Source organism: Ochrobactrum sp. AN78 (assembly GCF_029909885.1).
Taxonomy (GTDB): Bacteria; Pseudomonadota; Alphaproteobacteria; order Rhizobiales; family Rhizobiaceae; genus Brucella; species Brucella quorumnocens.
In genome coordinates this window covers 563453-587638 of record NZ_JASAMU010000001.1, presented here as the reverse complement: position 1 = coordinate 587638, position 24186 = coordinate 563453, and the positions used below count along the sequence as shown (strand labels likewise).

Here is a 24186-nt window from a genome sequence, read left to right as displayed (position 1 = left end):
ACGCATTACAGCTTGGTAATGAATTATGACCGACTATCAGGGCACCATGATAGGAAGATCAAAATGCTTCTCGAGCGCATTCCGAAACGTGCAAAACGATCTTCGGAAAAGTTGCGCGTGAAAACAAATAATTGAGACGCGCCGATCCGATTCAGTCAAATCGAAACGAGCTGCAAACGCAAAAAAAGGGCCGCACTAGGCGACCCTTTTTATATGCTCTGTCGCGTAAGATTACGCTGCTTCTGCTTCTGCAGCAGCTTCAGCTTCAACGCGTGCACGATCAGCTTTGCCCTTTGCATCGACATCGCGCTCAACGAATTCGACAACTGCCATTGGCGCATTGTCACCAGTACGGAAGCCAGCCTTCATGATGCGGATGTAGCCGCCGTTACGGGTTGCGTAACGAGTAGCAAGTGTGTCGAACAGCTTAGCAACGAGCTGTACGTCGCGGATGGCGGAAATCGCCTGACGACGTGCATGCAAGTCACCGCGCTTGCCGAGAGTGACAAGCTTTTCTACGATTGGACGGATTTCCTTAGCTTTAGGAAGCGTGGTCACAATCTGTTCATGCTCGATGAGCGAAGCCGCCATGTTGGCGAACATTGCCTTGCGATGCGAGGCAGTGCGGTTCAGCTTACGCTGTCCATTACCGTGGCGCATGGCCTTCTCCTTTAATTCGTAACGTACCGGGATATGCCGGTCTTAATATTGGTCTTCGTAGCGCTTGGCGAGATCTTCGATGTTTTCTGGCGGCCAGGCTGGGATTTCCATACCAAGATGGAGACCCATCGATGCCAGAACTTCCTTGATCTCGTTGAGCGACTTGCGGCCGAAATTCGGAGTCCGCAACATCTCGGCTTCCGTCTTCTGGATCAGATCGCCGATGTAGACGATGTTGTCGTTCTTCAGGCAGTTTGCCGAACGTACCGACAATTCGAGCTCGTCTACCTTCTTGAGCAGAGCCGGGTTGAAAGCCAGTTCCGCAACCTGTTCCTGCGGAGCTTCCTTCTGTGGCTCTTCGAAGTTGACGAAGACCGCGAGCTGGTCCTGAAGAATGCGCGCTGCATAAGCAACTGCATCTTCACCGCTCACGGAACCATTGGTTTCGATGTTGAGCGTCAGCTTGTCGTAATCGAGAACCTGACCTTCACGGGTGTTCTCAATCTTGTACGATACCTTGCGGATCGGCGAGTAAAGGCTGTCAACCGGAATAAGGCCGATTGGAGCATCTTCCGCACGATTACGGTCGGCAGGCACATAGCCCTTACCGGTGTTAACGGTGAATTCCATGCGGATTTCAGCGCCTTCATCCAGCGTGCAGATGACGTGATCCGGATTAAGGATCTCGACATCGCCAACGGTCTGAATGTCACCAGCCGTAACAACGCCCGGGCCTTCCTTGCGGACAACCATGCGCTTCGGGCCTTCACCTTCCATACGGATGGCGATTTCCTTGACGTTCAGAACGATATCCGTGGTGTCTTCGCGGACACCCGGAATGGAAGAGAATTCATGCAGAACGCCATCAATCTGAATGGCGGTCACGGCAGCGCCGCGCAGCGACGACAGAAGCACGCGACGCAGTGCGTTACCAAGCGTCAGACCAAAACCGCGTTCCAGCGGCTCAGCAACGACGGTTGCAAGCGTGCGAGAGCCGTTGGTGTTGAATTCCACCTTGTTCGGCTTGATCAGTTCCTGCCAGTTCTTCTGGATCATGTGGTTTTCCTCTATCAACCGTCGCTACCATCCTATCGTAGCGATCTTGTGAAGAACCGCAGAGGAGCCCCGGAACTAATTTGACTTAATCCAGGGCTCATGCGGCATAAAAACGAAAATCAGACCCGGCGCTTCTTGCGCGGACGGCAGCCGTTGTGCGGGATCGGCGTAACATCGCGGATCGACGTAATCACAAAGCCGGCAGCCTGAAGGGCGCGCAGCGCAGATTCACGGCCAGAGCCCGGTCCGCAAACCTCGACTTCGAGGGAGCGCATGCCATGTTCCTGAGCCTTCTTGGCGCAATCTTCAGCAGCGATCTGTGCGGCAAACGGGGTCGACTTACGCGAACCCTTGAAACCCTGAGCACCTGCGGAAGACCAGGCAATTGCATTGCCCTGTGCATCCGTGATGGTAATCATGGTGTTGTTAAACGTCGAATTTACGTGGGCAACGCCCGACGAGATGTTTTTACGTTCGCGGCGGCGAACGCGCTGGGCTTCCTTAGCCATAATAGTCCTCTCAAATCGATCTCTACACCGCCGTAGTTCCAGCGGCTACACCGGTCCATTGAAGACAAGCTCAAGGACCAGCACCGAACCCGACCGGCGTACCGGCTGAGTCCGACGGAACGAAAACGTTCCGTCGATATTACTTCTTCTTACCTGCGATAGCCTTTGCAGGACCCTTACGGGTACGTGCATTGGTATGCGTACGCTGACCGCGAACAGGCAGCGAACGACGATGACGCAGACCGCGGTAGCAGCCAAGGTCCATCAGGCGCTTGATATTCATCGAAACTTCACGACGCAGGTCACCTTCGACCCGGTAGTCAGCATCGATTGCTTCACGGATCTGAAGTACTTCAGCATCCGACAGCTGATTAACGCGACGATCGTCGGCAATGCCAACCTTCGTTACGATCTGCCGAGCAAATTTCGGTCCAATCCCGTGGATGTACTGAAGCGCAATAACAACGCGCTTGTTCGTCGGGATGTTGACGCCAGCGATACGTGCCACGTCTGTTCTCCTTGAGTTGTAATAAATTCCACCTAAGGGACTTATCCCCGAGACAGCATAAATTGACCGGCAACGGCCTTTTTCAATTTCCGCCGCAGCCGACCATTCAAAAACCATTGAAGTGGCGCAGTCTTTGACGGAATCGCCAGAAAAAGTCAACTCTTAACTGTCCGTAAAGCTGCCAAAGCAACTTCGCAGACATTAAAAGAAACTTTTGAAAGCGATAAGCGGACCGAAAAACATAAAATGCACTTCTGTCCGCAATTCTTAAGAGCACCATCCAACCGAAGCGAAACGAGGGTCGATAAGATTATGCTTTCAATAAAAACCAGAGCGCCGATCTGATAAAATCAGACCAGTAGGCACTCTGGTGGTATTTTCAAGCCTTACGCCGGAACAAGAATTCTCTCGATTTCGGCAGTAACTTCTTCAACCGGAGCCATACCATTGATGACCCGGAGTTCACCGGTTCCTGCATAATAGCTGGAAAGCGGTGATGTCTTTTCGCGATATTCAACAAGACGCTTACGGAAAGCTTCCGGGTTATCGTCAGAACGAACCTGACCACCCTTTGCAATCGTTTCAGCCACCCGGTTCTCCATCCGGTTGACCAATGCGTTCTCATCGACCTTGAGCTCGATTACTGCATCGAGCTTGAGACCTTTACCAACGAGCATTTCGCCAAGTGCCTGTGCCTGAGGCACAGTACGAGGATAACCGTCGAGAATGAAACCAGCTGCGCAATCTGGCGCATCAATGCGCTCGGATACGATCTGATTCACGATCTCGTCGGAAACCAGCTGACCCGCATCCATAACGGCCTTGGCGCGCTTCCCGATTTCGCTTTGCTGAGCGACTGCTGCACGCAGCATGTCGCCAGTCGAAAGCTGTGGTATTCCATGCTTCTTGGTAAGAAGTCCAGCCTGCGTCCCCTTACCTGCTCCGGGCGGCCCAAGAAGTATCAGTCTCATTTATTACGTTTCCCACCTCTGAGTTTGGACTTCTTGATCAACCCTTCATACTGATGGGCAACAAGATGTCCCTGAATTTGCGCAACTGTGTCGAGTGTCACGCTGACCACGATCAGCAGCGAAGTACCGCCAAGATAGAATGGCACACCGGTCGCGGAAATCAGGAATTCCGGCAGAAGACAGACAAGCACGATATAGATGGCGCCGACAACCGTAATGCGTGTCAACACATAGTCTATATACTCTGCTGTACGTTCGCCCGGGCGGATACCCGGAATAAAGCCGGAATGCTTCTTAAGCTGGTCAGCCGTGTCCTTGGGATTGAACACGATAGCCGTGTAGAAGAAGCAGAAGAATGCCATCAACCCAGCATAGAACAGCATATAAAGTGGCTGACCATGACCGAGAGCATTGAGAATGGTCGTACCCCACGCCGGCATTTCGGCCGTATTTGCGAAACCTGCAACAGTCGCTGGTAACAGCAGAAGCGACGAAGCAAAGATCGGAGGAATAACGCCAGCCGTGTTTAGCTTGAGCGGCAGATGCGATGTATCGCCCTGGAACATGCGGTTACCAACCTGGCGCTTCGGATACTGGATCAGAAGGCGACGCTGTGCACGTTCAACAAAGACGATGATCGCAATAAGCGCGATAGCCAAAATGATAACGCCAAGGATCAGACCTGTGGACAGAGCGCCCGTACGGCCCAGTTCCAGCGTACCGGAAATAGCGTGTGGAAGGTTTGCGACAATACCGGCGAAAATTATGAGCGAAATACCGTTACCGATACCGCGCGCAGTGATCTGCTCACCCAGCCACATCAGGAACATCGTACCACCAACGAGCGTGATGACCGACGAAACCAAGAACATTGGTCCAGGATTTGTAACGATGCCGTTACCCGACTGAAGACCAACAGAAATCGCGTAAGCCTGCACAAGTGCGAGAAGCACTGTACCGTAGCGCGTGTACTGATTGATGATCTTGCGGCCCGACTCGCCTTCCTTCTTCAGCGCTTCAAGAGTCGGAACAACCGACGTCATGAGCTGCACGATGATGGAAGCGGAAATATAGGGCATGATGCCAAGTGCGAAAATGGCCATACGACCAACAGCACCACCGGCGAACATGTTGAAAAGCCCAAGAACACCCTGGCTATGCTGCTGGAATGCCTGCGCAAGCGCTTCAGGATTGATCCCGGGAAGCGGAATATACGTTCCAAACCGGTACACGAGCAAAGCGCCCAGTGTAAACCAGATGCGCTTCTTGAGTTCTTCAGCTTTCGAGAAAGCCGAAAAATTGAGATTGGAAACTAGCTGTTCAGCAGCCGATGCCATTAAATTTCTCCGGTGAAAAGTCTCCGGCCCTCCCCCTCTGCCGACACGAATCCCTGAGACCCGCACCCTCAGACAAAGAAGACCCTACCCAGATATGCGCATTGGCATAAAGGTGCAAGCGGCGGCACTAGGGCCGCCGCTTTTTATTTTGTATATCGAAGTCTTATTCAGCAGCTGCTTCGGGAAGCTTGACGCTGCCGCCGGCCTTTTCGATCTTTTCGATCGCAGCCTTGGAAGCTCCAGCAACCTCGAAGGCTACCTTAGCCTTCAATTCACCGTCCGAAAGAAGACGGACGCCGTCTTTGGCGCGACGAATCACACCAGCAGCCTTCAGCGTATCAAGGTTCACAACAGCCTTTGCATCGAGTTTGCCTGCGTCGATTGCGGTCTGAACGCGACCGAGCGAAACGACGTTGAAGCTTTTTGCAAAGATGTTTGTGAAGCCGCGCTTTGGCAGACGGCGGTAGATTGGCATCTGGCCGCCTTCAAAGCCGTTGATCGCTACGCCAGAACGGGACTTCTGTCCCTTGACGCCGCGGCCAGCGGTCTTGCCGGTGCCGGAGCCGATACCACGGCCAACGCGCTTACGCGCTTTTACAGAACCTGGCTTGTCACGCAGATCGTTGAGTTTCATGTCTCTATCCCCTGCGTTATCAAGCCTCGTCCACAACGCGGACGAGATGCTGAACCTTGGCGATCATACCACGAACTGAAGGAGTATCCTCCAGCGTGCGGCGGCGGTGCATTTTGTTAAGTCCGAGTCCGATCAGCGTTGCACGCTGTTCGGCTGGACGACGGATAGGGCTTCCGATCTGTTCGACCGTAACCGTCTTACCCTTCTTCTCAGCCATCACTCAAATCCCTTGTCTATGGCGTATCCGGTGCTGTTGCACCGGACTGGCACAAACTATCGGCTATTCTTCCGAACCGACCACATCATGGCGACGAGCCTGAAGAGTCGAGTACTTGATGCCGCGCTGTGCAGCAATGTCCTTTGGATGCATCTGATGCTTCAGAGCGTCAAAGGTTGCACGAACCATGTTGTAAGGGTTCGACGAGCCAAGCGACTTAGCAACAACGTCCTGAACGCCAAGCGTCTCGAACACAGCACGCATAGGACCACCAGCAATGATACCCTTACCAGCAGGAGCTGCACGAAGCAGAACCTTGCCAGCGCCGTGACGACCCTGCACATCGTGATGCAGTGTACGACCCGAACGCAGTGGTACGAAAATCATATCGCGCTTAGCAGCTTCAGTAGCCTTGCGGATAGCTTCAGGCACTTCACGTGCCTTGCCATGACCAAAGCCTACGCGACCCTTCTGGTCTCCAACTACGACGAGCGCAGCGAAACCGAAGCGACGGCCACCTTTAACGACCTTGGCAACGCGGTTGATGTGAACGAGCTTGTCAACGAATTCGCTGTCACGCTCCTCACGACCGCGATCCTCGCGGTTACGTTCTCTCTGTGCCATATCCTATTCCTTTATTTTTTTCCGGAAGCACAAAATGCTATTAGAAGCTCAGTCCGCCTTCGCGGGCAGCTTCGGCGAGGGCCTTCACACGGCCGTGGTAAATAAATGCACCACGGTCGAACACTACTTCACTGACGCCTGCTTTAACGGCGCGCTCTGCAACCAGTTTGCCTACTGCAGCAGCTGCTGCGGAGTCGGCGCCGGTCTTGAGCTGGCCCTTCAGGTCGCCATCCAGTGTCGACGCTGCTGCGATGGTAACACCGCGAACGTCGTCGATAACCTGAACGTAGATGTTCTTGGAAGAGCGGTGCACGCTGAGACGTGGACGGCCGTTTGCGACAGCCTTGACCTGACGGCGTACACGAGCAGCGCGACGCTGCAAAGTTTCTTTTGGCGATGCCATGACGCGCTTCCCTTACTTCTTCTTGCCTTCTTTGCGGACGATTTTCTCGCCAGCATACTTGACGCCCTTGCCCTTGTAAGGCTCGGGGCCGCGATATTCGCGGATCTCAGCCGCGACCTGACCGACCTGCTGCTTGTCGATACCAGTGACGACGATTTCCGTCGGCTTAGGTACAGCAACAGTGATACCAGCAGGCACGTCATAGACCACTTCGTGACTGAAGCCGAGAGAGAGCTGGACATTCTTGCCCTGCATAGCCGCACGATAACCAACGCCGCTAATCTCAAGCTTCTTTTCGAAGCCCTTCTCGACGCCTTCGAAGATGTTAACGATCATCGAACGCGACATGCCCCACTTGGAGCGAGCTTCTTTGGACTGGTCACGAGGATCGACGCTTACAGCGCCGTCTTCGAGCTTAACCAGAACTTCATCGTGCACCACGAAAGACAATTCGCCTTTCGCGCCCTTAGCCTTGACGATCTGCCCATCAACACTGGCGGTCACGCCTGCCGGGACCGGCACGGGTTTTTTACCGATACGAGACATTTTTATACCTGTCTTCTATCTGTTCACTGTCAGCCGCATCAGAAGATGCGGCAGAGCAGCTCACCACCAACGTTTTGTTCACGGGCTTCATGATCCGCCATTACACCCTTAGGTGTGGACAGGATCGAGATGCCAAGACCATTCGCAACCTGCGGGATCGACTTGACCGACACGTAAACGCGACGGCCTGGCTTCGAAACGCGGGTCAGTTCACGAATGACTGGAACGCCTTCATAGTACTTCAGTTCGATTTCGATCTCGGCTTTGCCGTTCACGAATTCACTCTGCGTGTATCCGCGGATGTAGCCTTCAGACTGAAGGACATCAAGAACGCGAGCGCGCAGCTTAGAAGCCGGGGTCGAAACCTTGGTCTTCTTGCGGCCTACTGCGTTACGAATACGGGTCAGCATATCGCCGATAGGATCTGACACAGACATATGCTACTCCTTACCAGCTCGACTTAACTATGCCCGGAATCTGTCCGAGCGAACCCAACTGGCGAAGCGCAATACGCGACATCTTCAGTTTACGGTAATAACCACGCGGACGACCCGAAACTTCGCAACGATTGCGAATACGAACCTTAGCGGAATTGCGCGGCAGTTCGGCGAGCTGAATAGAAGCGCGGAAACGCTCATCCAGCGGAAGGCTCTGATCCATTACGATCGCCTTCAGACGTGCACGCTTTTCAGCATGACGCTTAACCAACTTTTCGCGGCGCTTATTGTTTTCGACTGCGCTAGTCTTGGCCATATTATTATACCTCGCTACGCTTGCCGTTACTGCCGGAATGGGAAGTTGAAGGCGCGCAGAAGAGCGCGGGCTTCATCATCCGTCTTAGCGGTCGTGCAAACGATGATGTCCATGCCCCAGATCTGATCAACTTTATCGTAGTTGATTTCTGGGAACACGATGTGTTCCTTAACGCCCATGGCAAAGTTGCCGCGACCATCAAAGCTCTTCGGATTCAGACCGCGGAAATCTCGAACGCGCGGAAGCGCGATCGTGATCAAACGATCAAGAAATTCGTACATACGATCCGAACGAAGTGTTACCTTCGTACCGATCGGCATGTCTTCACGCAACTTGAAAGTTGCGATCGAATTACGGGCGCGAGTAATGACAGCCTTCTGTCCGGCAATCAAGGCCAGATCTGCTGCAGCAACAGTTGGCTTCTTCGAATCGCCAGTTGCTTCGCCTACACCCATATTCAGGACAACTTTGGTGATGCGAGGAATCTGCATCTCGTTGTCGTATTTGAATTCTTCAAGAAGAGCTTTACGGATCGTGTCCTGATAAATCTTCTTGAAGCGTGGAAGTGCCTTTGCTTCAGACATCAGATCACCGCTCCCGAACGCTTTGCAACGCGAACCTTCTTGCCATCTTCAACACGGAAACCAACGCGAGTTGGCTTGCCATCCTTTGGATCAGCAATGGCCAGATTGGACAGATGGATCGCCGCCTCTTTCGAGATGATGCCGGCTTCCTGTGTCTGAGTCTGGCGCTGGTGACGCTTTACAACATTAATGCCGCGAACCAGTGCTTTTTCGTCCTTAGGCATAACCTGAAGAACTTCGCCTGTACGGCCCTTGTCCTTACCGGACAGCACGACAACGCTGTCGCCTTTGCGAATCTTTTGCATCGTCTTGCTTCCTTACAGAACTTCCGGAGCCAGCGAGATGATCTTCATGTGGCTCTTCGCGCGAAGTTCGCGTGGAACCGGTCCGAAGATACGCGTACCGATAGGCTCTTTCTTATTATCGATGAGAACAGCTGCGTTGTTATCAAAACGAATTACGCTGCCGTCCGGACGACGGATGTCCTTGGCGGTCCGTACGACCACCGCCTTCATCACGTCACCCTTTTTGACGCGGCCGCGCGGAATAGCTTCCTTGATCGACACAACAATAATGTCGCCCACGGAAGCGTAACGCCGCTTCGAGCCGCCCAGCACCTTGATGCACATGACACGACGTGCGCCGGAGTTATCCGCCACGTCGAGGTTTGTTTGCATCTGAATCATGACTGGCCGCCTTCTTTTCCTTCAGCTGGTTAAGGGCTCCTGCCCTACCTAAGCTGCGTGTTTGTAATTTAGCCCGCTACTTCGTTCGAAAGAACGACCCAGCGTTTGTCCTTCGAAATTGGCTTGGATTCCTCAATGGAAACCTGATCGCCAATCTTGAACTGGTTGTTTTCGTCATGCGCCTTGTACTTCTTAGACTGGCGAATGGTCTTCTGGAGGAGCGGATGCGAATAGCGGCGCTCAACCTTAACCACAACAGTCTTATCGTTTTTGTCGCTGACGACAACGCCCTGCAGAACGCGTTTAGGCATTATACTTGTTCCTTATGCCTTGCTTTCGGCCGCCTTCTGGCGGGCGATGGTCTTGATACGCGCAATGTCGCGACGAACTTGCTTCACGCGCGCGGTTTTTTCGAGCTGGCCGGTTGCCTTCTGGAAGCGCAGGTTAAACTGCTCTTTCTTCAGTGCGCCCAACTCATCAGTGATCTGATCGAGGCTTTTCGCCCGAACGTCTGCGGCTTTCATGACTGCCTCTCTTACTCTGCGATGCGCTGAATGAAGCGCGTCTTGACCGACAACTTTGCAGCGCCGAGTCTTAAGGCTTCGCGTGCCACATCTTCGGGTACGCCGTCAAGCTCAAACATTACGCGGCCTGGTGCCACGCGGCATGCCCAGTAGTCAACTGAACCCTTACCTTTACCCATACGGACTTCGGTAGGCTTCGATGTAACTGGCAGATCCGGGAAGATTCGGATCCATACACGGCCCGCACGTTTCATGTGGCGGGTGATCGCGCGGCGAGCCGCTTCGATCTGTCGTGCTGTGACGCGGTCAGGCTCCAGAGCCTTCAAACCGAATGCACCGAAATTAAGATCCGTACCGCCCTTCGAGTTGCCGTGGATACGGCCCTTGAACTGCTTACGGAACTTGGTGCGCTTAGGCTGCATCATTGTTCTCTACTCCAATTTTCTCGCCCGCGACCCGCTTTTTAAGCGTTTTCGCGGCGGCGGTTCTGCTGGGAACCCTGATTGTCACCCTCAACCGCACGACGTTCAGAAGCCATTGGATCGTGCTCAAGGATCTCGCCCTTGAATACCCAAACCTTCACGCCGCAGATGCCGTAAGCGGTCTGCGCTTCTGCCGTACCGTAGTCGATATCGGCACGCAGCGTGTGAAGCGGGACGCGACCTTCGCGATACCATTCCATACGTGCGATTTCAGCGCCGCCCAGACGACCGGAGCAGTTGATACGGATACCTTCGGCACCAAGACGCATTGCCGACTGAACGGCACGCTTCATGGCGCGACGGAATGCCACACGGCGTTCGAGCTGCTGAGCGATCGACTGAGCGATCAGCGTAGCATCGACTTCCGGCTTACGAACTTCAACGATGTTGAGGGACGTATCGGAATTCGTCATTTCGGAAAGCTTCTTGCGAAGCTTTTCGATGTCTGCACCCTTCTTGCCGATGATGATACCCGGACGAGCCGAGTGGATCGTCACGCGGCACTTCTTGTGCGGACGCTCGATTACGATTTTGGAAATCGCAGCCTGCTTGAGTTCGCTCTTAAGATACTCACGGATCTTGACGTCTTCATGCAGCAGCTTGCCGTATTCACCGGTATTTGCGTACCAACGCGAATCCCAAGTGCGGTTGATGCCGAGACGAAAACCGATCGGATTAATCTTCTGGCCCATTATGCGGCCTCCCCTTTTTCCGCAACTTCGCGGACAACAATGGTGAGATGCGAAAACGGCTTTTCGATGCGGCTTGCCTTACCACGTCCACGAACGTGGAAACGCTTCATGACAATTGATTTGCCAACATAAGCTTCAGCAACGATCAGCGCGTCAACATCGAGATCATGATTGTTCTCAGCGTTGGCGATAGCCGATTCGAGCGTCTTTTTCACTGTTTCCGCGATCCGCTTGCGCGAGAACGTCAGATCAGCAAGTGCCGCGTTAACTTTCTTGCCGCGAATCAATGCCGCGACAAGATTAAGCTTCTGCGGGCTGACGCGAAGCGTACGGGCGACGGCTTTCGCCTCGTTATCCTTAAGCTGGCGGGGAGCCTTGGCCTTGCCCATCTGTTACTTCCTCTTTGCCTTCTTGTCCGCGCCGTGACCGTAATAGGTACGTGTCGGCGCGAATTCACCGAACTTATGTCCAACCATTTCTTCGGAGATCGATACCGGCACATGCTTGTTGCCGTTATACACACCGAAGGTCAGGCCAACGAACTGCGGCAAGATAGTGGAGCGACGGCTCCACATCTTGATGACTTCATTACGACCGCCCTCGCGTACCTTCTCAGCTTTCTTGAGAAGATAGCCATCGACGAACGGACCTTTCCAAACTGAACGAGCCACTTCAGACTACCTCTCTTACTTCTTGCGCTGATGACGCGAACGCATGATGAATTTATCGGTCGCCTTATTCGAACGGGTCTTTTTACCCTTCGTAGGCTTGCCCCAAGGCGTGACCGGATGACGACCACCAGAAGTGCGGCCTTCACCACCACCATGCGGGTGGTCAACTGGGTTCATTGCAACACCGCGAACGTGTGGACGCTTACCGCGCCAGACCGAACGACCGGCCTTACCGTCATTGATGTTGCTGTGCTCTGGGTTGGATACTGCGCCAACCGTTGCAAAGCATGCACCGGAAACCAGACGCTGTTCGCCGGAGTTCAGACGCAGGATAGCCATACCCTGGTCACGACCCACGAGCTGTGCATATGCACCAGCCGAACGAGCAATCTGACCACCCTTGCCTGGCTTCATCTCCACATTGTGGATGATGGTGCCTACAGGCATGGACGAAAGCGGCATTGCGTTACCTGGCTTAACGTCGACGGACTGGCCAGAAATGACCTTGTCGCCGGCTGCCAGACGCTGCGGAGCCAGAATGTAGCTCAGCTCGCCGTCTTCGTAGCGGATCAGCGCGATAAACGCGGTGCGGTTTGGATCGTATTCCAGACGTTCAACCGTTGCGACAACGTCATGCTTGCGACGCTTGAAGTCGATGAAACGGTAAGAACGCTTGTGACCGCCGCCCTGAAAGCGAACAGTGATACGACCGGTGTTGTTACGGCCACCCTTCTTGGACAAACCTTCGGTCAATGACTTGACCGGCTTGCCCTTGTAGAGTTCCGAACGGTCCACGATGACCAGCTGACGCTGGCCTGGCGTGGTCGGATTAAAGTGCTTGAGTGCCATTGTCTTTACTCCATGGCCTCTCAGAGACCTGTCGAAACGTCGATGCTCTGACCTTCAGCCAAAGTAACGATCGCTTTCTTGACATCGCTCTGGCGCCCGACAATGCCGCGGAACCGCTTCACCTTGCCTTTGCGCACAGTGGTGTTAACGGCCTTTACCTTGACGCCGAAAAGCGCCTCGATTGCAGCCTTGATTTCCGGCTTCGTCGCCTTGCGAGCTACGTTGAAGACAACCTGGTTATGTTCGGAAACAAGGGTCGACTTCTCGGTAATGACTGGGCTGACGATCACGTCGTAGTGGCGAAGATCGGTCATTTAAAACGCTCCTCGAGTGCTTCGACAGCTGCCTTGGAAAGCACGAGCTTGCCACGACGCAGGATGTCGTAAACATTGATGCCCTGCACTGGCAGAACGTCGATGTTTGGAATGTTCGAAGCAGCGCGCTGGAAGTTCACGTCGATCTCAGCACCACCAATAAGGAGTGCATTCTGCAGACCGAGCTTGGCGAACTGCGACACGAGTTCCTTCGTCTTTGCTTCCTTGGAGGCCAGATCATCGATGATGATCAGGTCCGAAGCCTTTGCCTTTGCAGACAAAGCATGACGAAGACCAAGAGCGCGAACCTTCTTTGGCAGATCATGATCGTGCGTACGGACAACTGGTCCGTGAGCCTGACCACCACCACGGAACTGTGGTGCACGAGCCGAATGGTGACGAGCGCGACCCGTACCCTTCTGCTTGTACATCTTCGAACCGGTGCGGCTGATATCGCTGCGGCCCTTGGCGTCATGAGAGCCCTGCTGGCGCTTTGCCAGCTGCCAGCGCACGACACGCTGAAGAATGTCGTCGCGTGGGTCGAGGCCGAAGATATCTTCGTTCAGCTTGACCTTGCCGGCATCCTTGCCTTCAAGAGTTGTAATTGTGAGATCCATTATTCGGCTCCCTCAGTCGCGACTGCATCCGCAGCTGCATTGTTTGCGCTTGAACGCAGGGCAGCCGGCTTAGGTGCATTCTCAGGCAGCGACACCTTGACTGCATCACGAACGAGGATCCAGGCACCCTTGGAGCCAGGAACCGCGCCGCGAACCAGAATAAGGCCACGATCGCTATCTGTAGAGACAACTTCGATGTTCTGTGTTGTCACGCGGGTTTGCCCCATGTGACCAGCCATCTTCTTGCCCTTGAACACCTTACCCGGATCCTGACGCTGACCGGTCGAACCGTGAGCGCGGTGGGTAACTGAGTTACCGTGCGAAGCACGATGACCAGCAAAGTTATGACGCTTCATAACACCGGCAAAACCTTTACCGATCGAAGTGCCCGTCACGTCGACCTTCTGGCCGGCGACGAAATGCTCGGCAAGAATCTCCGAGCCAACTTCAAGAAGGTTATCCGGTGAAACGCGGAATTCCGCAACTTTCGCCTTAGGCTCGACTTCAGCCTTCGCGAAGTGACCGCGCAGAGCCTTGGTCGTGTTCTTTACCTTGGCAAGTCCAACGCCAAGCTGAACAGCCGTATAACCGTTTTTTTCAACTGTACGCTGAGCTACCACGTGGCAGTCTTCCATGCGGAGAACTGTCACTGGTACATGTTCACCGGCGTCGTTATAGACGCGGGTCATGCCCAGCTTTTGTGCAATAACACCTGAACGCATCGGGTTCGTTCCTTCCGTCCTCAAGCCGATTAAAGCTTGATCTCGACATCAACACCGGCGGACAGATCAAGCTTCATCAGCGCATCAACTGTCTGCGGGGTTGGGTCAACGATATCGAGAAGACGCTTGTGCGTGCGCATCTCGAACTGTTCGCGGCTCTTCTTATCGATGTGCGGCGACCGGTTTACTGTGAACTTTTCGATCCGCGTTGGAAGTGGGATCGGTCCGCGCACGTTGGCACCGGTACGCTTGGCAGTCGACACGATTTCCCGCGTCGAAGCGTCAAGGATCCGATGATCAAACGCCTTAAGGCGAATGCGGATGTTTTGACCGTTCATTTGATCTGTTCCTTGTTACGCGGAGCGCCTCCGGAGAGACGCTCCTGCACAAATCTAATTACTCGATGATCGAAGCGACGATGCCTGCACCGACGGTACGGCCACCTTCACGGATAGCGAAGCGGAGCTTCTCTTCCATTGCGATCGGGACGATCAGCGTAACGTCAACGGTAACGTTGTCGCCAGGCATAACCATTTCCGTGCCTTCTGGCAGGGTAACAACACCGGTCACGTCAGTCGTACGGAAGTAGAACTGTGGACGGTAGTTGGTGAAGAATGGCGTATGACGGCCACCTTCGTCCTTGGTCAGAATGTAGGCTTCTGCCTTGAACTTGGTGTGTGGCTTAACCGAACCTGGCTTGCAGAGAACCTGACCACGTTCAACGTCGTCACGGCCTACACCGCGAACCAGTGCACCGATGTTGTCGCCAGCCTGGCCCTGATCGAGCAGCTTGCGGAACATTTCAACGCCGGTAACAGTCGTCTTGCCGGTGGCCTTGATGCCAACGATTTCGACTTCTTCGCCAACCTTAACGATACCGCGCTCAACACGACCGGTAACAACAGTACCACGACCCGAAATCGAGAAAACGTCTTCGATTGGCATCAGGAACGGCTGGTCAATCGGACGCTCTGGCGTCGGAATGTAGTCGTCAACTGCAGCCATCAGGTTGCGGATTGCGTCTTCGCCGAGTTCCTTCGAAGAATCTTCCAGAGCAGCAAGAGCCGAGCCCTTGATGATTGGAACTTCGTCGCCTGGGAAGTCGTACTTCGAAAGCAGTTCACGAACTTCGAGTTCTACGAGTTCGAGAAGTTCAGCATCGTCAACCTGATCGCACTTGTTCAAGAACACGACGATCGCAGGAACACCAACCTGACGAGCGAGCAGGATGTGCTCACGGGTCTGTGGCATCGGGCCGTCAGCTGCCGAAACAACCAGGATCGCGCCGTCCATCTGTGCAGCACCGGTGATCATGTTCTTGACATAGTCAGCGTGGCCTGGGCAGTCGACGTGTGCATAGTGACGAGCCGCAGTTTCATATTCAACGTGTGCCGTCGAAATGGTGATACCGCGAGCGCGTTCTTCTGGTGCAGCATCGATCTGGTCGTATGCCTTGAATTCACCGAAGAACTTCGTGATTGCTGCTGTCAACGACGTCTTGCCATGGTCAACGTGACCAATCGTGCCGATGTTTACGTGGGGCTTATTACGTTCAAACTTGCTCTTTGCCATCTGAGCTCTCCTAATATCTAGCCTGCTCAGGCTTTTTTACTATTTGGCGTAACCGAAGATTACGCGAACTTCTTCTGGATTTCCTGTGCGACCGCGGTCGGAACCGGCTCATAATGGTCGAACTGCATGGTGTACTGTGCACGACCCTGAGACATCGAACGCAGGTTGTTCACGTAACCAAACATGTTGGCCAAGGGAACGTTTGCGTTGACGACCGTAGCAATGCCACGAGCTTCCGTACCCGAGATCTGACCACGACGTGAGTTCAGATCGCCAATTACGTCACCGACGTAATCTTCAGGAGTTACGACTTCAACCTTCATGATCGGCTCGAGAAGCTGTGCACCAGCCTTCTGTGCGCCTTCACGGAACGCTGCACGGGCAGCGATTTCGAACGCGAGAACCGAGGAGTCAACGTCGTGATATGCGCCGTCGATCAAGGTTGCCTTCACGCCGAGCATCGGGAAGCCAGCAAGCGGACCCGCACCCATGACGCTTTCGATACCCTTCTGAACGCCTGGGATGTATTCCTTAGGAACAGCACCACCAACGATCTTGGATTCGAAGATGAAGTCATCGCCTTCATGCGGTTCGAAAATGATCTTGACGCGAGCAAACTGACCCGAACCACCCGACTGCTTCTTATGGGTGTAATCGATTTCAGCCTGACGTGTGATCGATTCACGGTAAGCAACCTGCGGCGCGCCGACGTTTGCTTCTACCTTGAACTCACGCTTCATGCGGTCGACGAGAATGTCGAGATGAAGTTCACCCATGCCAGCGATGATAGTCTGACCAGATTCTTCATCAGACTTAACGCGGAACGAAGGATCTTCAGCAGCCAGACGGTTGAGCGCGATGCCCATCTTTTCCTGGTCAGCCTTGGTCTTTGGTTCAATCGCGATTTCGATAACCGGATCAGGAAATTCCATGCGTTCAAGGATAACCGGCTTCAGCGGATCGCAGAGCGTATCACCAGTTGTGGTTTCCTTGAGGCCAGCCAAAGCAACGATGTCGCCTGCATAGGCCTCTTCGATGTCTTCACGGCTGTTCGAGTGCATCTGCAGCATACGGCCGATGCGCTCACGCTTGCCCTTAACAGTGTTTTCGAGCGAAATGCCCTTGGTCATCTTGCCCGAGTAGATACGAGCAAAGGTAAGCGAACCAACGAACGGATCGTTCATGATCTTGAATGCAAGCATCGAGAGCGGTGCTTCATCCGAAGACTCACGGGTCGTTTCGGTTTCCGTCTTAACGTCGATGCCCTTAATTGCAGGAACATCGGTTGGAGCTGGAAGGAAAGAAACAACAGCGTCGAGAAGTGGCTGAATGCCACGGTTCTTGAACGCAGTACCGCAAAGAACCGGATGGAACTTAACGTCGATAGTGCCCTTACGGATCAGTGCACGGAGCTGTTCGTTCGTAGGCATGGTGCCTTCGAGGTAAGCTTCCATAGCAGCTTCGTCGATTTCCACGGCCAGCTCGATGAGCTTTTCACGGTATTCTTCAGCCTGATCACGCAGATCTGCAGGAATTTCGCCAACGGTCGCTGCTGCGCCAATGGTGCCGTCCCAGGTCAGAGCCTTCATTTCAATAAGATCGATAACGCCTTCGAACTCATTTTCAGCGCCGATTGGCAGCTGAACTGGAAGAGCGATTGCGCCAAGACGCGAGCCAACCATTTCTACGCAACGGTAGAAATCAGCACCAATCTTGTCCATCTTATTGACGAAGACCATACGTGGAACATGGTACTTCTCAGCCTGACGCCAAACAGTTTCAGTCTGCGGCTCTACGCCAGCATTCGCATCGAGAAGAGCGATTGCGCCGTCGAGAACGCGGAGCGAACGCTCAACTTCGATGGTGAAGTCAACGTGGCCCGGCGTGTCGATGATGTTGAAGCGACGCTTCTTGCCATCCTGACCCTGCCAGAACGTGGTCGTTGCAGCAGAGGTAATCGTGATACCACGCTCCTGCTCCTGCTCCATCCAGTCCATGGTGGAAGCACCGTCATGGGTTTCACCAATCTTGTGGTTCTTACCGGTATAGAACAGGATACGCTCGGTCATCGTCGTCTTACCGGCGTCGATGTGAGCCATAATACCGAAATTGCGGTAGTCTTCGATTTTATATTCGCGGGCCATGTTTTTGCTCTTTGAATAGGGTTCGACGATTACCAGCGGTAATGCGAGAATGCGCGGTTGGCTTCAGCCATGCGGTGCGTGTCTTCACGCTTCTTCACAGCAGAACCACGATTGTTTGCAGCATCAAGCAATTCACCGGAAAGACGATCAATCATCGTGGTTTCGTTACGACCACGAGCTGCATTGATCAGCCAACGAATGGCAAGCGCCTGGCGGCGTTCTGAACGCACATCGACCGGAACCTGGTAGGTTGCACCACCAACGCGGCGCGAACGGACTTCAACGTGCGGAGCGACATTGTCGAGCGCCTGATGAAACAGCGCGACCGGCTCTGACTTCGCCTTGGCTTCAATTGCCGAAAGCGCACCGTAAACGATGCTTTCTGCAACCGACTTCTTGCCATGAAGCATGACTGCATTCATGAACTTTGTGATCACGAGATCGCCGAACTTTGGATCCGGGTTAATCTCGCGCTTCTCTGCTTTATGGCGTCTGGACATTTCGTCTCAACTTTCAATTACATCGGGCTCAACTCGCCATTCTGGCGGCCGGTATCCCCGGAAAATTCTTACTTAGGACGCTTTGCACCGTATTTGGAACGACGCTGCTTGCGGTTCTTAACACCCTGGGTATCAAGAACGCCGCGGATGATGTGATAACGCACACCCGGCAAATCCTTGACGCGACCGCCGCGGATCATAACCACGGAGTGCTCCTGAAGGTTGTGACCTTCACCTGGGATATAACCGATGACTTCAAAGCCATTGGTCAGACGAATCTTGGCAACCTTACGGAGAGCCGAGTTCGGCTTCTTAGGGGTTGTCGTGTAAACGCGGGTGCAAACGCCGCGCTTCTGTGGGTTTGCCTGCAGAGCAGGAACCTTATTACGCTTCACCGGCGCAGTGCGCGGCTTGCGGATCAACTGGTTTACGGTAGGCATTGAACCTTCCTCTATAAAAAATCTCGTATCAGCGCCCCATGAGGGCCGTTTCACCGGAGTGCTCATGCACAAATTCGGGACCAGCCACACAGTATGTGGCCACCCCGAACAAAAGCAGAGGAAGCATAGGCTTCATGCGAACGGCAAGTTGCATTTCGATCGTAAAACGAACCCTGTTTGAGGCGAACTTCAGAGCGTGTCGCTCCGAAACAGCCAGCCTCACATCGGCTCAGATGGGCTGCTGATACGTGTTTGGAGGCGTTTCGTCAAGGGCAGGACATTAAGTTTCTTCACCAAAAGGCCGTATAGCCGCGTTTTGGTACCACCCGGACAGGTTATTGCGCCGTATTCGACGTCAATTCGCGATTATTTCGCAGACAAAACTGTCATTTTCGTGTGCCAGCATAGCGCCAGACCCGAACAGCCGCTATTGAAACACATCCGAGTCGAAACACAACAGAATATTAAGGGATTCTCAATGTCATCCACTACCCCGATTGCAGATAACGATTCGCCAATCGTTCATCTGGTCATTGCCGACGTCTGGAACGAAGGCGAAGAGGAATCTGTAGAAGTACATATTCTACTGAAATCCGACGAAGACGAAGACCTCGTTCAGACGGTCCTCGCGATCCTGGCGGAAGAAGGCTACCACGAAGCCGAACTCGTCGAGATGGGCACCATCACCGAAGAGCCTGAAGAAGAGCCTCACAAGAGTGCATGGCACACCGCCCTCACTGGTGAAGTTGCCCTTATCGAATTTGAAGGTGATGACGAGGAAGAAGAATAAGAAGTTGAGTAAGGGCGGTCTGGAATATTCAGCCCGCCCTCTCCTTTTGTGGCACGTCTCGTCAACCCACGAACAACGACTGCACAATTTCGAAAAAACAGCACAAACAAAAAGGCCGCCTCGAAAGGCGGCCTTTTCTTTTTCCTGAACGCTACCTTATTCGGCTGCGTTGTTGGTCATGTCTGTCAGCATCGCATTGGCTGCTGCCGAACCGGTCGACTTGCGGCGCTCGTCGATGATCAGTTCGTCGCGAGCCGTAGCAATACGACGGATCTGGTTGGTCATGCCACCAGTACCGGCCGGGATGAGACGACCGACGATAACGTTTTCCTTGAGACCCTGCAGCATGTCCATCTTGCCGGCAACAGCCGCTTCGGTAAGCACGCGAGTGGTTTCCTGGAACGACGCAGCCGAGATGAACGAAGGAGTCTGCAGCGAAGCCTTGGTAATACCAAGCAGAACCGGATTACCCGAACCTGGCTTCTTGCCTTCCTCAATCAGACGATCATTGACCTCATCGAGTTCGATGCGATCGACATGATCACCGGTGATGTAACCGGTATCGCCCGATTCCGTGATCTCGATCTTCTGGAGCATCTGACGAACAATCACTTCGATGTGCTTGTCGTTGATCAGAACGCCCTGAAGACGATAGACTTCCTGGATTTCATTAACGAGGTAAGAAGCAAGAGCTTCTACGCCCTTAATGGCCAGAATGTCGTGCGGCGCTGGATTACCGTCGAGGATGTATTCACCCTTTTCGATAACGTCACCGTCCTGAAGATGGAACGGCTTGCCCTTAGGAATCAGATACTCAACAGGCTCGATCGTGTCATCGTTTGGCTCGATGATGATGCGGCGCTTGTTCTTGTAATCGCGACCGAAACGAACGGTACCATCGATCTCTGCGATGACGGCATGGTCCTTCGGACGACGAGCTTCGAACAGTTCCGCAACGCGAGGCAGACCACCGGTAATATCCTTGGTCTTCGCGCTTTCCATCGGCAGACGAGCGATGACGTCACCAGCATTAACGTGAGCACCCGGTTCGAACGAAAGGATCGTTTCTACCGAAAGCAAGAAGCGAGCTTCGCCACCCTTCGACAGCTTTGCGATCTTGCCGCTCTTGTCCTTGATGATCATCGCAGGCTTGAGGTCCGCACCACGTGGGGTCGAACGCCAATCGATGATGACGCGCTTCGTGATACCGGTCGACTCGTCCGCCGTTTCCGAAACCGAAAGACCGTCGACGAGATCTTCGAACTCGACGTAGCCTTCCACTTCCGTAAGGATTGGACGGGTGTATGGATCCCATTCAGCAATACGCTGACCGCGCTTGACTGCATCACCTTCGTCAATGAACAGACGCGAACCGTAGGTTACACGGTGAACGGCACGTTCCTTGCCGGTAGCATCGACGATCAGAACCGCCATGTTACGGCCCATGACCACGAGGTTACCATCGGAGTTGCGAACCACGTTACGGTTACGCAGCTTGACGGTGCCTTCATAGGAAGCTTCGAGGTACGACGAGTCAACAACCTGAGCAGTACCACCCAAGTGGAAGGTACGCATGGTCAGCTGAGTGCCAGGCTCACCGATCGACTGTGCGGCGATAACGCCAACAGCTTCACCCTGGTTGACCGGAGTACCGCGTGCAAGGTCACGACCATAGCACTTGGCGCAAACGCCGTTACGGGTTTCACAGGTCAGTGCCGAGCGAATACGGATGGACTGGATACCAGCCTTCTCGATGATTTCGACGTCCTTTTCCTCGATCATGCGGCCAGCTTCGACGATAACATCGCCAGTTGCTGGATTGATGATCGGATCAAGTGCCGTACGGCCCAGAACGCGCTGTCCGATTGGAGCAACGATCTGACCGGCATCGACGATCGGCTGCATGGTGAGACCGATTTCGGCGCCGCAATCGACTTCCGAAATAATCGCATCCTGTGCAACGTCAACGAGACGACGTGTCAGGTAGCCCGAGTTAGCGGTCTTCAAAGCGGTATCGGCAAGACCCTTACGGGCACCGTGTGTCGAGTTGAAGTACTCGTTAACGGTCAAGCCTTCCTTGAAGTTCGAGATGATCGGTGTTTCGATGATTTCACCCGACGGCTTGGCCATAAGACCACGCATACCGCCAAGCTGACGCATCTGGTTGACCGAACCACGGGCACCCGAATGCGACATCATGTAGACCGAGTTCATCTGCTTCTGACGTCCGGTCACCGGATCGAATTCAACAGCCTTAATACGGGCCATCATCTCTTCGGTGATCTTGTCAGTCGCCTTACCCCAGGCATCAACGACCTTGTTGTACTTTTCACCCTGAGTGATCAAGCCGTCATTGTACTGCTGTTCGTATTCGGTCGTCAGTGCTTCGGTATCTGCAACGATCTTTGCCTTCGAGTCAGGAATGACCATGTCATCCTTACCGAACGAAATACCGGCGCGACATGCATGGGCAAAGCCGAGCTGCATGATGCGATCGCAGAAGATAACCGTCTCTTTCTGACCGCAATGGCGGTAGACGTGGTCGATCATCTTGGAGATGTTCTTCTTGGTCATCTCCTGATTACAGATGTCGAACGGCACATTGACGTGCTTCGGCAGAAGCTCGCCAGTGATCAAACGGCCAGGCGTGGTGTCGTAAACCTTGGAAACGACATTGCCTTCCGCATCAACCGTCTTGAAACGGCCTTTGATCTTGGTGTGCAGCGTGACAACCTTGTTCTCAAGCGCATGCTGAAGTTCGCCCATATCGGCAAACATCATACCTTCGCCGGGTTCTTTCTCTGCCACGATCGACAGATAATAGAGGCCGAGAACCATGTCCTGCGAAGGAACGATGATCGGTGCGCCGTTTGCAGGATGCAGGATGTTGTTGGTCGACATCATCAGCACGCGTGCTTCAAGCTGGGCTTCAAGCGACAGCGGAACGTGAACAGCCATCTGGTCACCGTCGAAGTCAGCGTTGAACGCTGTACAGACGAGCGGATGCAGCTGAATGGCCTTGCCTTCGATCAGCGTGGGTTCGAATGCCTGAATACCAAGACGGTGCAGCGTAGGCGCACGGTTCAGAAGAACCGGATGCTCACGGATGACTTCGTCGAGGATATCCCAAACTTCCGGACGTTCCTTTTCAACCAGCTTCTTCGCCTGCTTGACGGTCGAGGAATAACCCTTGGCGTCAAGACGAGCGTAGATGAATGGCTTGAAGAGTTCGAGCGCCATCTTCTTAGGCAGACCGCACTGGTGCAGTTTCAGCTCAGGACCTGTCACGATAACCGAGCGACCTGAATAGTCGACGCGCTTACCAAGAAGGTTCTGACGGAAACGACCCTGCTTACCCTTGAGCATGTCGGAGAGCGACTTCAGCGGACGCTTGTTAGCACCCGTGATAACGCGGCCACGACGACCGTTGTCGAACAACGCATCAACAGCTTCCTGCAGCATGCGCTTTTCGTTACGGATAATGATGCCCGGTGCGCGCAGTTCGATCAGACGCTTCAGACGGTTGTTACGGTTAATCACACGACGATACAGATCGTTCAGATCCGAAGTCGCAAAACGACCGCCATCCAGTGGAACCAGAGGACGCAGATCCGGTGGGATAACCGGAACGATCTTCATGATCATCCACTCAGGACGATTACCGGACTCAAGGAAGTTCTCAACGATCTTGAGACGCTTCATCAGCTTCTTCGTCTTCAGTTCTGAAGTCGTTTCAGCCAGATCAACGCGTAGATCCGCTGCGATCTTTTCGAGTTCCATCGAAGCCAGAAGCTCGAAAATAGCTTCTGCGCCGATAAGGGCTGTGAACTGATCTTCGCCGAACTCATCGACGGCAATCATGTATTCTTCTTCCGACAGAAGCTGATGCTCCTTAAGGGAAGTCAGACCCGGTTCGGTAACAATGTAGTTCTCGAAGTACAGGACGCGCTCAATATCCTTGAGCGTCATGTCCAGCAGCGTGCCGATACGGCTTGGCAGCGACTTCAGGAACCAGATATGTGCAACCGGTGCGGCCAGTTCGATATGGCCCATGCGCTCACGGCGAACGCGCGACAACGTGACTTCCACGCCGCACTTTTCGCAGATGATGCCCTTGTATTTCATACGCTTGTACTTGCCGCACAAGCATTCATAATCCTTGATCGGGCCAAAGATACGCGCGCAGAAGAGACCATCGCGTTCAGGCTTGAACGTACGATAGTTGATCGTCTCCGGCTTCTTGATCTCGCCGTATGACCAGGACAGAATCTTCTCAGGGCTGGCAATCGAGATTCTGATGGAATCGAACGTCTGTGCCGGAGCCTGAGGATTGAAAAGATTCATGACCTCTTGGTTCATGCCGTTCTCCTTGAGGGCGATC

33 protein-coding genes are annotated in these 24186 nt (G+C 53.8%); 1 reads left to right on the top strand and 32 read right to left on the bottom strand.

The window, feature by feature from the left end:
- Positions 1 to 231: 231 nt before the first annotated feature.
- The 31 genes from rplQ to rpsL form a co-directional block, all read right to left on the bottom strand.
- Complete coding sequence (gene rplQ / locus QBD00_RS02830) at positions 232 to 660, bottom strand: 50S ribosomal protein L17 (RefSeq protein WP_095446804.1); 429 nt, start codon at positions 658 to 660, stop codon at positions 232 to 234.
- Positions 661 to 702: 42 nt separating this feature from the next.
- Positions 703 to 1716, bottom strand: coding sequence for a DNA-directed RNA polymerase subunit alpha (locus tag QBD00_RS02825; protein ID WP_024897029.1), 1014 nt, complete (start codon positions 1714 to 1716; stop codon positions 703 to 705).
- A gap of 119 nt (positions 1717 to 1835) precedes the next feature.
- Positions 1836 to 2225 (bottom strand): 30S ribosomal protein S11, encoded by a 390-nt coding sequence (rpsK, locus tag QBD00_RS02820; RefSeq protein WP_094577429.1) that lies wholly within the window; start codon positions 2223 to 2225, stop codon positions 1836 to 1838.
- Positions 2226 to 2364: 139 nt separating this feature from the next.
- On the bottom strand, positions 2365 to 2733 hold the full coding sequence (rpsM, locus tag QBD00_RS02815; protein WP_094577430.1) for a 30S ribosomal protein S13: 369 nt from the start codon (positions 2731 to 2733) through the stop codon (positions 2365 to 2367).
- Between the two features lie 386 nt (positions 2734 to 3119).
- Positions 3120 to 3704: an adenylate kinase gene (locus QBD00_RS02810; RefSeq protein ID WP_095446805.1), complete on the bottom strand. Its 585-nt coding sequence runs from the start codon at positions 3702 to 3704 to the stop codon at positions 3120 to 3122.
- The gene (gene secY / locus QBD00_RS02805; protein WP_095446806.1) at positions 3701 to 5041 is read right to left on the bottom strand and encodes a preprotein translocase subunit SecY; all 1341 of its coding nucleotides are present in this window, start codon (positions 5039 to 5041) and stop codon (positions 3701 to 3703) included. Before secY ends, QBD00_RS02810 begins: the two co-directional genes overlap by 4 nt.
- A 163-nt stretch (positions 5042 to 5204) precedes the next feature.
- Entirely contained in the window at positions 5205 to 5675 is a 471-nt protein-coding gene (gene rplO, locus QBD00_RS02800) for a 50S ribosomal protein L15 (RefSeq protein ID WP_095446807.1), read from the bottom strand.
- Positions 5676 to 5694: 19 nt separating this feature from the next.
- Positions 5695 to 5892 (bottom strand): 50S ribosomal protein L30, encoded by a 198-nt coding sequence (gene rpmD, locus QBD00_RS02795; RefSeq protein ID WP_007875314.1) that lies wholly within the window; start codon positions 5890 to 5892, stop codon positions 5695 to 5697.
- Positions 5893 to 5955: 63 nt separating this feature from the next.
- Positions 5956 to 6516 (bottom strand): 30S ribosomal protein S5, encoded by a 561-nt coding sequence (gene rpsE / locus QBD00_RS02790; RefSeq protein WP_024897023.1) that lies wholly within the window; start codon positions 6514 to 6516, stop codon positions 5956 to 5958.
- 40 nt (positions 6517 to 6556) lie between these two features.
- Positions 6557 to 6919: a 50S ribosomal protein L18 gene (rplR, locus tag QBD00_RS02785; RefSeq protein ID WP_094577434.1), complete on the bottom strand. Its 363-nt coding sequence runs from the start codon at positions 6917 to 6919 to the stop codon at positions 6557 to 6559.
- A gap of 12 nt (positions 6920 to 6931) precedes the next feature.
- A complete protein-coding gene (gene rplF, locus QBD00_RS02780) occupies positions 6932 to 7465 on the bottom strand; it encodes a 50S ribosomal protein L6 (protein WP_095446808.1) in 534 nt (177 codons plus the stop codon).
- 38 nt (positions 7466 to 7503) lie between these two features.
- Positions 7504 to 7902 (bottom strand): 30S ribosomal protein S8, encoded by a 399-nt coding sequence (gene rpsH / locus QBD00_RS02775; RefSeq protein WP_007875325.1) that lies wholly within the window; start codon positions 7900 to 7902, stop codon positions 7504 to 7506.
- A gap of 10 nt (positions 7903 to 7912) precedes the next feature.
- Positions 7913 to 8218: a 30S ribosomal protein S14 gene (rpsN, locus tag QBD00_RS02770; protein ID WP_095446809.1), complete on the bottom strand. Its 306-nt coding sequence runs from the start codon at positions 8216 to 8218 to the stop codon at positions 7913 to 7915.
- 26 nt (positions 8219 to 8244) lie between these two features.
- A complete protein-coding gene (gene rplE / locus QBD00_RS02765) occupies positions 8245 to 8802 on the bottom strand; it encodes a 50S ribosomal protein L5 (RefSeq protein WP_095446810.1) in 558 nt (185 codons plus the stop codon).
- On the bottom strand, positions 8802 to 9107 hold the full coding sequence (gene rplX, locus QBD00_RS02760; protein ID WP_095446811.1) for a 50S ribosomal protein L24: 306 nt from the start codon (positions 9105 to 9107) through the stop codon (positions 8802 to 8804). Before rplX ends, rplE begins: the two co-directional genes overlap by 1 nt.
- A gap of 12 nt (positions 9108 to 9119) precedes the next feature.
- A complete protein-coding gene (gene rplN, locus QBD00_RS02755) occupies positions 9120 to 9488 on the bottom strand; it encodes a 50S ribosomal protein L14 (protein WP_094577439.1) in 369 nt (122 codons plus the stop codon).
- A 68-nt stretch (positions 9489 to 9556) separates the two neighbouring features.
- The gene (gene rpsQ, locus QBD00_RS02750; RefSeq protein ID WP_095446812.1) at positions 9557 to 9799 is read right to left on the bottom strand and encodes a 30S ribosomal protein S17; all 243 of its coding nucleotides are present in this window, start codon (positions 9797 to 9799) and stop codon (positions 9557 to 9559) included.
- 12 nt (positions 9800 to 9811) lie between these two features.
- Complete coding sequence (rpmC, locus tag QBD00_RS02745; RefSeq protein WP_095446813.1) at positions 9812 to 10012, bottom strand: 50S ribosomal protein L29; 201 nt, start codon at positions 10010 to 10012, stop codon at positions 9812 to 9814.
- Positions 10013 to 10023: 11 nt separating this feature from the next.
- A complete protein-coding gene (gene rplP / locus QBD00_RS02740) occupies positions 10024 to 10437 on the bottom strand; it encodes a 50S ribosomal protein L16 (protein WP_095446814.1) in 414 nt (137 codons plus the stop codon).
- Positions 10438 to 10475: 38 nt separating this feature from the next.
- Positions 10476 to 11186 (bottom strand): 30S ribosomal protein S3, encoded by a 711-nt coding sequence (gene rpsC, locus QBD00_RS02735; RefSeq protein ID WP_024897014.1) that lies wholly within the window; start codon positions 11184 to 11186, stop codon positions 10476 to 10478.
- Entirely contained in the window at positions 11186 to 11575 is a 390-nt protein-coding gene (gene rplV / locus QBD00_RS02730; protein ID WP_007875336.1) for a 50S ribosomal protein L22, read from the bottom strand. The genes rpsC and rplV overlap by 1 nt, the downstream gene beginning before the upstream one ends.
- Positions 11576 to 11578: 3 nt before the next feature.
- Positions 11579 to 11857 (bottom strand): 30S ribosomal protein S19, encoded by a 279-nt coding sequence (gene rpsS, locus QBD00_RS02725; protein ID WP_070997411.1) that lies wholly within the window; start codon positions 11855 to 11857, stop codon positions 11579 to 11581.
- 15 nt (positions 11858 to 11872) lie between these two features.
- Entirely contained in the window at positions 11873 to 12706 is an 834-nt protein-coding gene (gene rplB, locus QBD00_RS02720) for a 50S ribosomal protein L2 (protein ID WP_095446815.1), read from the bottom strand.
- A 20-nt stretch (positions 12707 to 12726) separates the two neighbouring features.
- Positions 12727 to 13020: a 50S ribosomal protein L23 gene (locus QBD00_RS02715; protein WP_007875343.1), complete on the bottom strand. Its 294-nt coding sequence runs from the start codon at positions 13018 to 13020 to the stop codon at positions 12727 to 12729.
- On the bottom strand, positions 13017 to 13637 hold the full coding sequence (rplD, locus tag QBD00_RS02710; RefSeq protein ID WP_095446816.1) for a 50S ribosomal protein L4: 621 nt from the start codon (positions 13635 to 13637) through the stop codon (positions 13017 to 13019). The genes QBD00_RS02715 and rplD overlap by 4 nt, the downstream gene beginning before the upstream one ends.
- Positions 13637 to 14359 carry a 50S ribosomal protein L3 gene (gene rplC / locus QBD00_RS02705; protein WP_007875345.1) on the bottom strand — a complete coding sequence of 241 codons (723 nt, stop codon included), beginning with the start codon at positions 14357 to 14359 and terminating at the stop codon, positions 13637 to 13639. The genes rplD and rplC overlap by 1 nt, the downstream gene beginning before the upstream one ends.
- 29 nt (positions 14360 to 14388) lie before the next feature.
- On the bottom strand, positions 14389 to 14697 hold the full coding sequence (rpsJ, locus tag QBD00_RS02700; RefSeq protein WP_002964363.1) for a 30S ribosomal protein S10: 309 nt from the start codon (positions 14695 to 14697) through the stop codon (positions 14389 to 14391).
- A 58-nt stretch (positions 14698 to 14755) separates the two neighbouring features.
- Entirely contained in the window at positions 14756 to 15931 is a 1176-nt protein-coding gene (tuf, locus tag QBD00_RS02695) for an elongation factor Tu (RefSeq protein ID WP_095446817.1), read from the bottom strand.
- A gap of 59 nt (positions 15932 to 15990) precedes the next feature.
- Entirely contained in the window at positions 15991 to 18075 is a 2085-nt protein-coding gene (gene fusA / locus QBD00_RS02690) for an elongation factor G (RefSeq protein ID WP_095446818.1), read from the bottom strand.
- Between the two features lie 29 nt (positions 18076 to 18104).
- Complete coding sequence (gene rpsG, locus QBD00_RS02685) at positions 18105 to 18575, bottom strand: 30S ribosomal protein S7 (protein WP_007875422.1); 471 nt, start codon at positions 18573 to 18575, stop codon at positions 18105 to 18107.
- A 68-nt stretch (positions 18576 to 18643) separates the two neighbouring features.
- Entirely contained in the window at positions 18644 to 19015 is a 372-nt protein-coding gene (gene rpsL, locus QBD00_RS02680; RefSeq protein WP_006168377.1) for a 30S ribosomal protein S12, read from the bottom strand.
- A 430-nt stretch (positions 19016 to 19445) separates the two neighbouring features.
- On the opposite strand from rpsL, the gene QBD00_RS02675 reads away from it, so the two are divergent.
- The gene (locus QBD00_RS02675; protein ID WP_094577498.1) at positions 19446 to 19805 is read left to right on the top strand and encodes a hypothetical protein; all 360 of its coding nucleotides are present in this window, start codon (positions 19446 to 19448) and stop codon (positions 19803 to 19805) included.
- Positions 19806 to 19961: 156 nt separating this feature from the next.
- On the opposite strand, the gene rpoC is transcribed toward QBD00_RS02675, so the two are convergent.
- Positions 19962 to 24164: a DNA-directed RNA polymerase subunit beta' gene (gene rpoC / locus QBD00_RS02670; RefSeq protein ID WP_095446820.1), complete on the bottom strand. Its 4203-nt coding sequence runs from the start codon at positions 24162 to 24164 to the stop codon at positions 19962 to 19964.
- Positions 24165 to 24186: the final 22 nt, after the last annotated feature.

Excerpts from the sequence above, each read along its gene's own strand:
- fusA (WP_095446818.1), bottom strand. The coding sequence starts at position 18,075 with ATGGCCCGCGAATATAAAATCGAAGACTACCGCAATTTCGGTATTATG.
- rpsK (WP_094577429.1), bottom strand. The coding sequence starts at position 2,225 with ATGGCTAAGGAAGCCCAGCGCGTTCGCCGCCGCGAACGTAAAAACATC.
- QBD00_RS02715 (WP_007875343.1), bottom strand. The coding sequence starts at position 13,020 with ATGACCGATCTTCGCCACTACGACGTGATCGTCAGCCCAGTCATTACC.
- rplX (WP_095446811.1), bottom strand. The coding sequence starts at position 9,107 with ATGCAAAAGATTCGCAAAGGCGACAGCGTTGTCGTGCTGTCCGGTAAG.
- rplR (WP_094577434.1), bottom strand. The coding sequence starts at position 6,919 with ATGGCATCGCCAAAAGAAACTTTGCAGCGTCGCGCTGCTCGTGTACGC.
- rpsQ (WP_095446812.1), bottom strand. The coding sequence starts at position 9,799 with ATGCCTAAACGCGTTCTGCAGGGCGTTGTCGTCAGCGACAAAAACGAT.
- rplE (WP_095446810.1), bottom strand. The coding sequence starts at position 8,802 with ATGTCTGAAGCAAAGGCACTTCCACGCTTCAAGAAGATTTATCAGGAC.
- rpsE (WP_024897023.1), bottom strand. The coding sequence starts at position 6,516 with ATGGCACAGAGAGAACGTAACCGCGAGGATCGCGGTCGTGAGGAGCGT.
- rplB (WP_095446815.1), bottom strand. The coding sequence starts at position 12,706 with ATGGCACTCAAGCACTTTAATCCGACCACGCCAGGCCAGCGTCAGCTG.
- rplO (WP_095446807.1), bottom strand. The coding sequence starts at position 5,675 with ATGAAACTCAACGATCTGCGTGACAAGCCAGGTTCTGTAAAAGCGCGT.
- secY (WP_095446806.1), bottom strand. The coding sequence starts at position 5,041 with ATGGCATCGGCTGCTGAACAGCTAGTTTCCAATCTCAATTTTTCGGCT.
- rpsC (WP_024897014.1), bottom strand. The coding sequence starts at position 11,186 with ATGGGCCAGAAGATTAATCCGATCGGTTTTCGTCTCGGCATCAACCGC.
- rplP (WP_095446814.1), bottom strand. The coding sequence starts at position 10,437 with ATGATGCAGCCTAAGCGCACCAAGTTCCGTAAGCAGTTCAAGGGCCGT.
- rpsN (WP_095446809.1), bottom strand. The coding sequence starts at position 8,218 with ATGGCCAAGACTAGCGCAGTCGAAAACAATAAGCGCCGCGAAAAGTTG.
- rpsJ (WP_002964363.1), bottom strand. The coding sequence starts at position 14,697 with ATGAACGGTCAAAACATCCGCATTCGCCTTAAGGCGTTTGATCATCGG.
- rpsG (WP_007875422.1), bottom strand. The coding sequence starts at position 18,575 with ATGTCCAGACGCCATAAAGCAGAGAAGCGCGAGATTAACCCGGATCCA.
- QBD00_RS02825 (WP_024897029.1), bottom strand. The coding sequence starts at position 1,716 with ATGATCCAGAAGAACTGGCAGGAACTGATCAAGCCGAACAAGGTGGAA.
- rpoC (WP_095446820.1), bottom strand. The coding sequence starts at position 24,164 with ATGAACCAAGAGGTCATGAATCTTTTCAATCCTCAGGCTCCGGCACAG.
- rpmD (WP_007875314.1), bottom strand. The coding sequence starts at position 5,892 with ATGGCTGAGAAGAAGGGTAAGACGGTTACGGTCGAACAGATCGGAAGC.
- rplF (WP_095446808.1), bottom strand. The coding sequence starts at position 7,465 with ATGTCTCGTATCGGTAAAAAACCCGTGCCGGTCCCGGCAGGCGTGACC.
- rplC (WP_007875345.1), bottom strand. The coding sequence starts at position 14,359 with ATGCGTTCAGGTGTTATTGCACAAAAGCTGGGCATGACCCGCGTCTAT.
- rplQ (WP_095446804.1), bottom strand. The coding sequence starts at position 660 with ATGCGCCACGGTAATGGACAGCGTAAGCTGAACCGCACTGCCTCGCAT.
- rplD (WP_095446816.1), bottom strand. The coding sequence starts at position 13,637 with ATGGATCTCACAATTACAACTCTTGAAGGCAAGGATGCCGGCAAGGTC.
- rpsH (WP_007875325.1), bottom strand. The coding sequence starts at position 7,902 with ATGTCTGTGTCAGATCCTATCGGCGATATGCTGACCCGTATTCGTAAC.
- QBD00_RS02810 (WP_095446805.1), bottom strand. The coding sequence starts at position 3,704 with ATGAGACTGATACTTCTTGGGCCGCCCGGAGCAGGTAAGGGGACGCAG.
- rplV (WP_007875336.1), bottom strand. The coding sequence starts at position 11,575 with ATGGGCAAGGCCAAGGCTCCCCGCCAGCTTAAGGATAACGAGGCGAAA.
- rplN (WP_094577439.1), bottom strand. The coding sequence starts at position 9,488 with ATGATTCAGATGCAAACAAACCTCGACGTGGCGGATAACTCCGGCGCA.
- rpmC (WP_095446813.1), bottom strand. The coding sequence starts at position 10,012 with ATGAAAGCCGCAGACGTTCGGGCGAAAAGCCTCGATCAGATCACTGAT.
- rpsL (WP_006168377.1), bottom strand. The coding sequence starts at position 19,015 with ATGCCTACCGTAAACCAGTTGATCCGCAAGCCGCGCACTGCGCCGGTG.
- tuf (WP_095446817.1), bottom strand. The coding sequence starts at position 15,931 with ATGGCAAAGAGCAAGTTTGAACGTAATAAGCCCCACGTAAACATCGGC.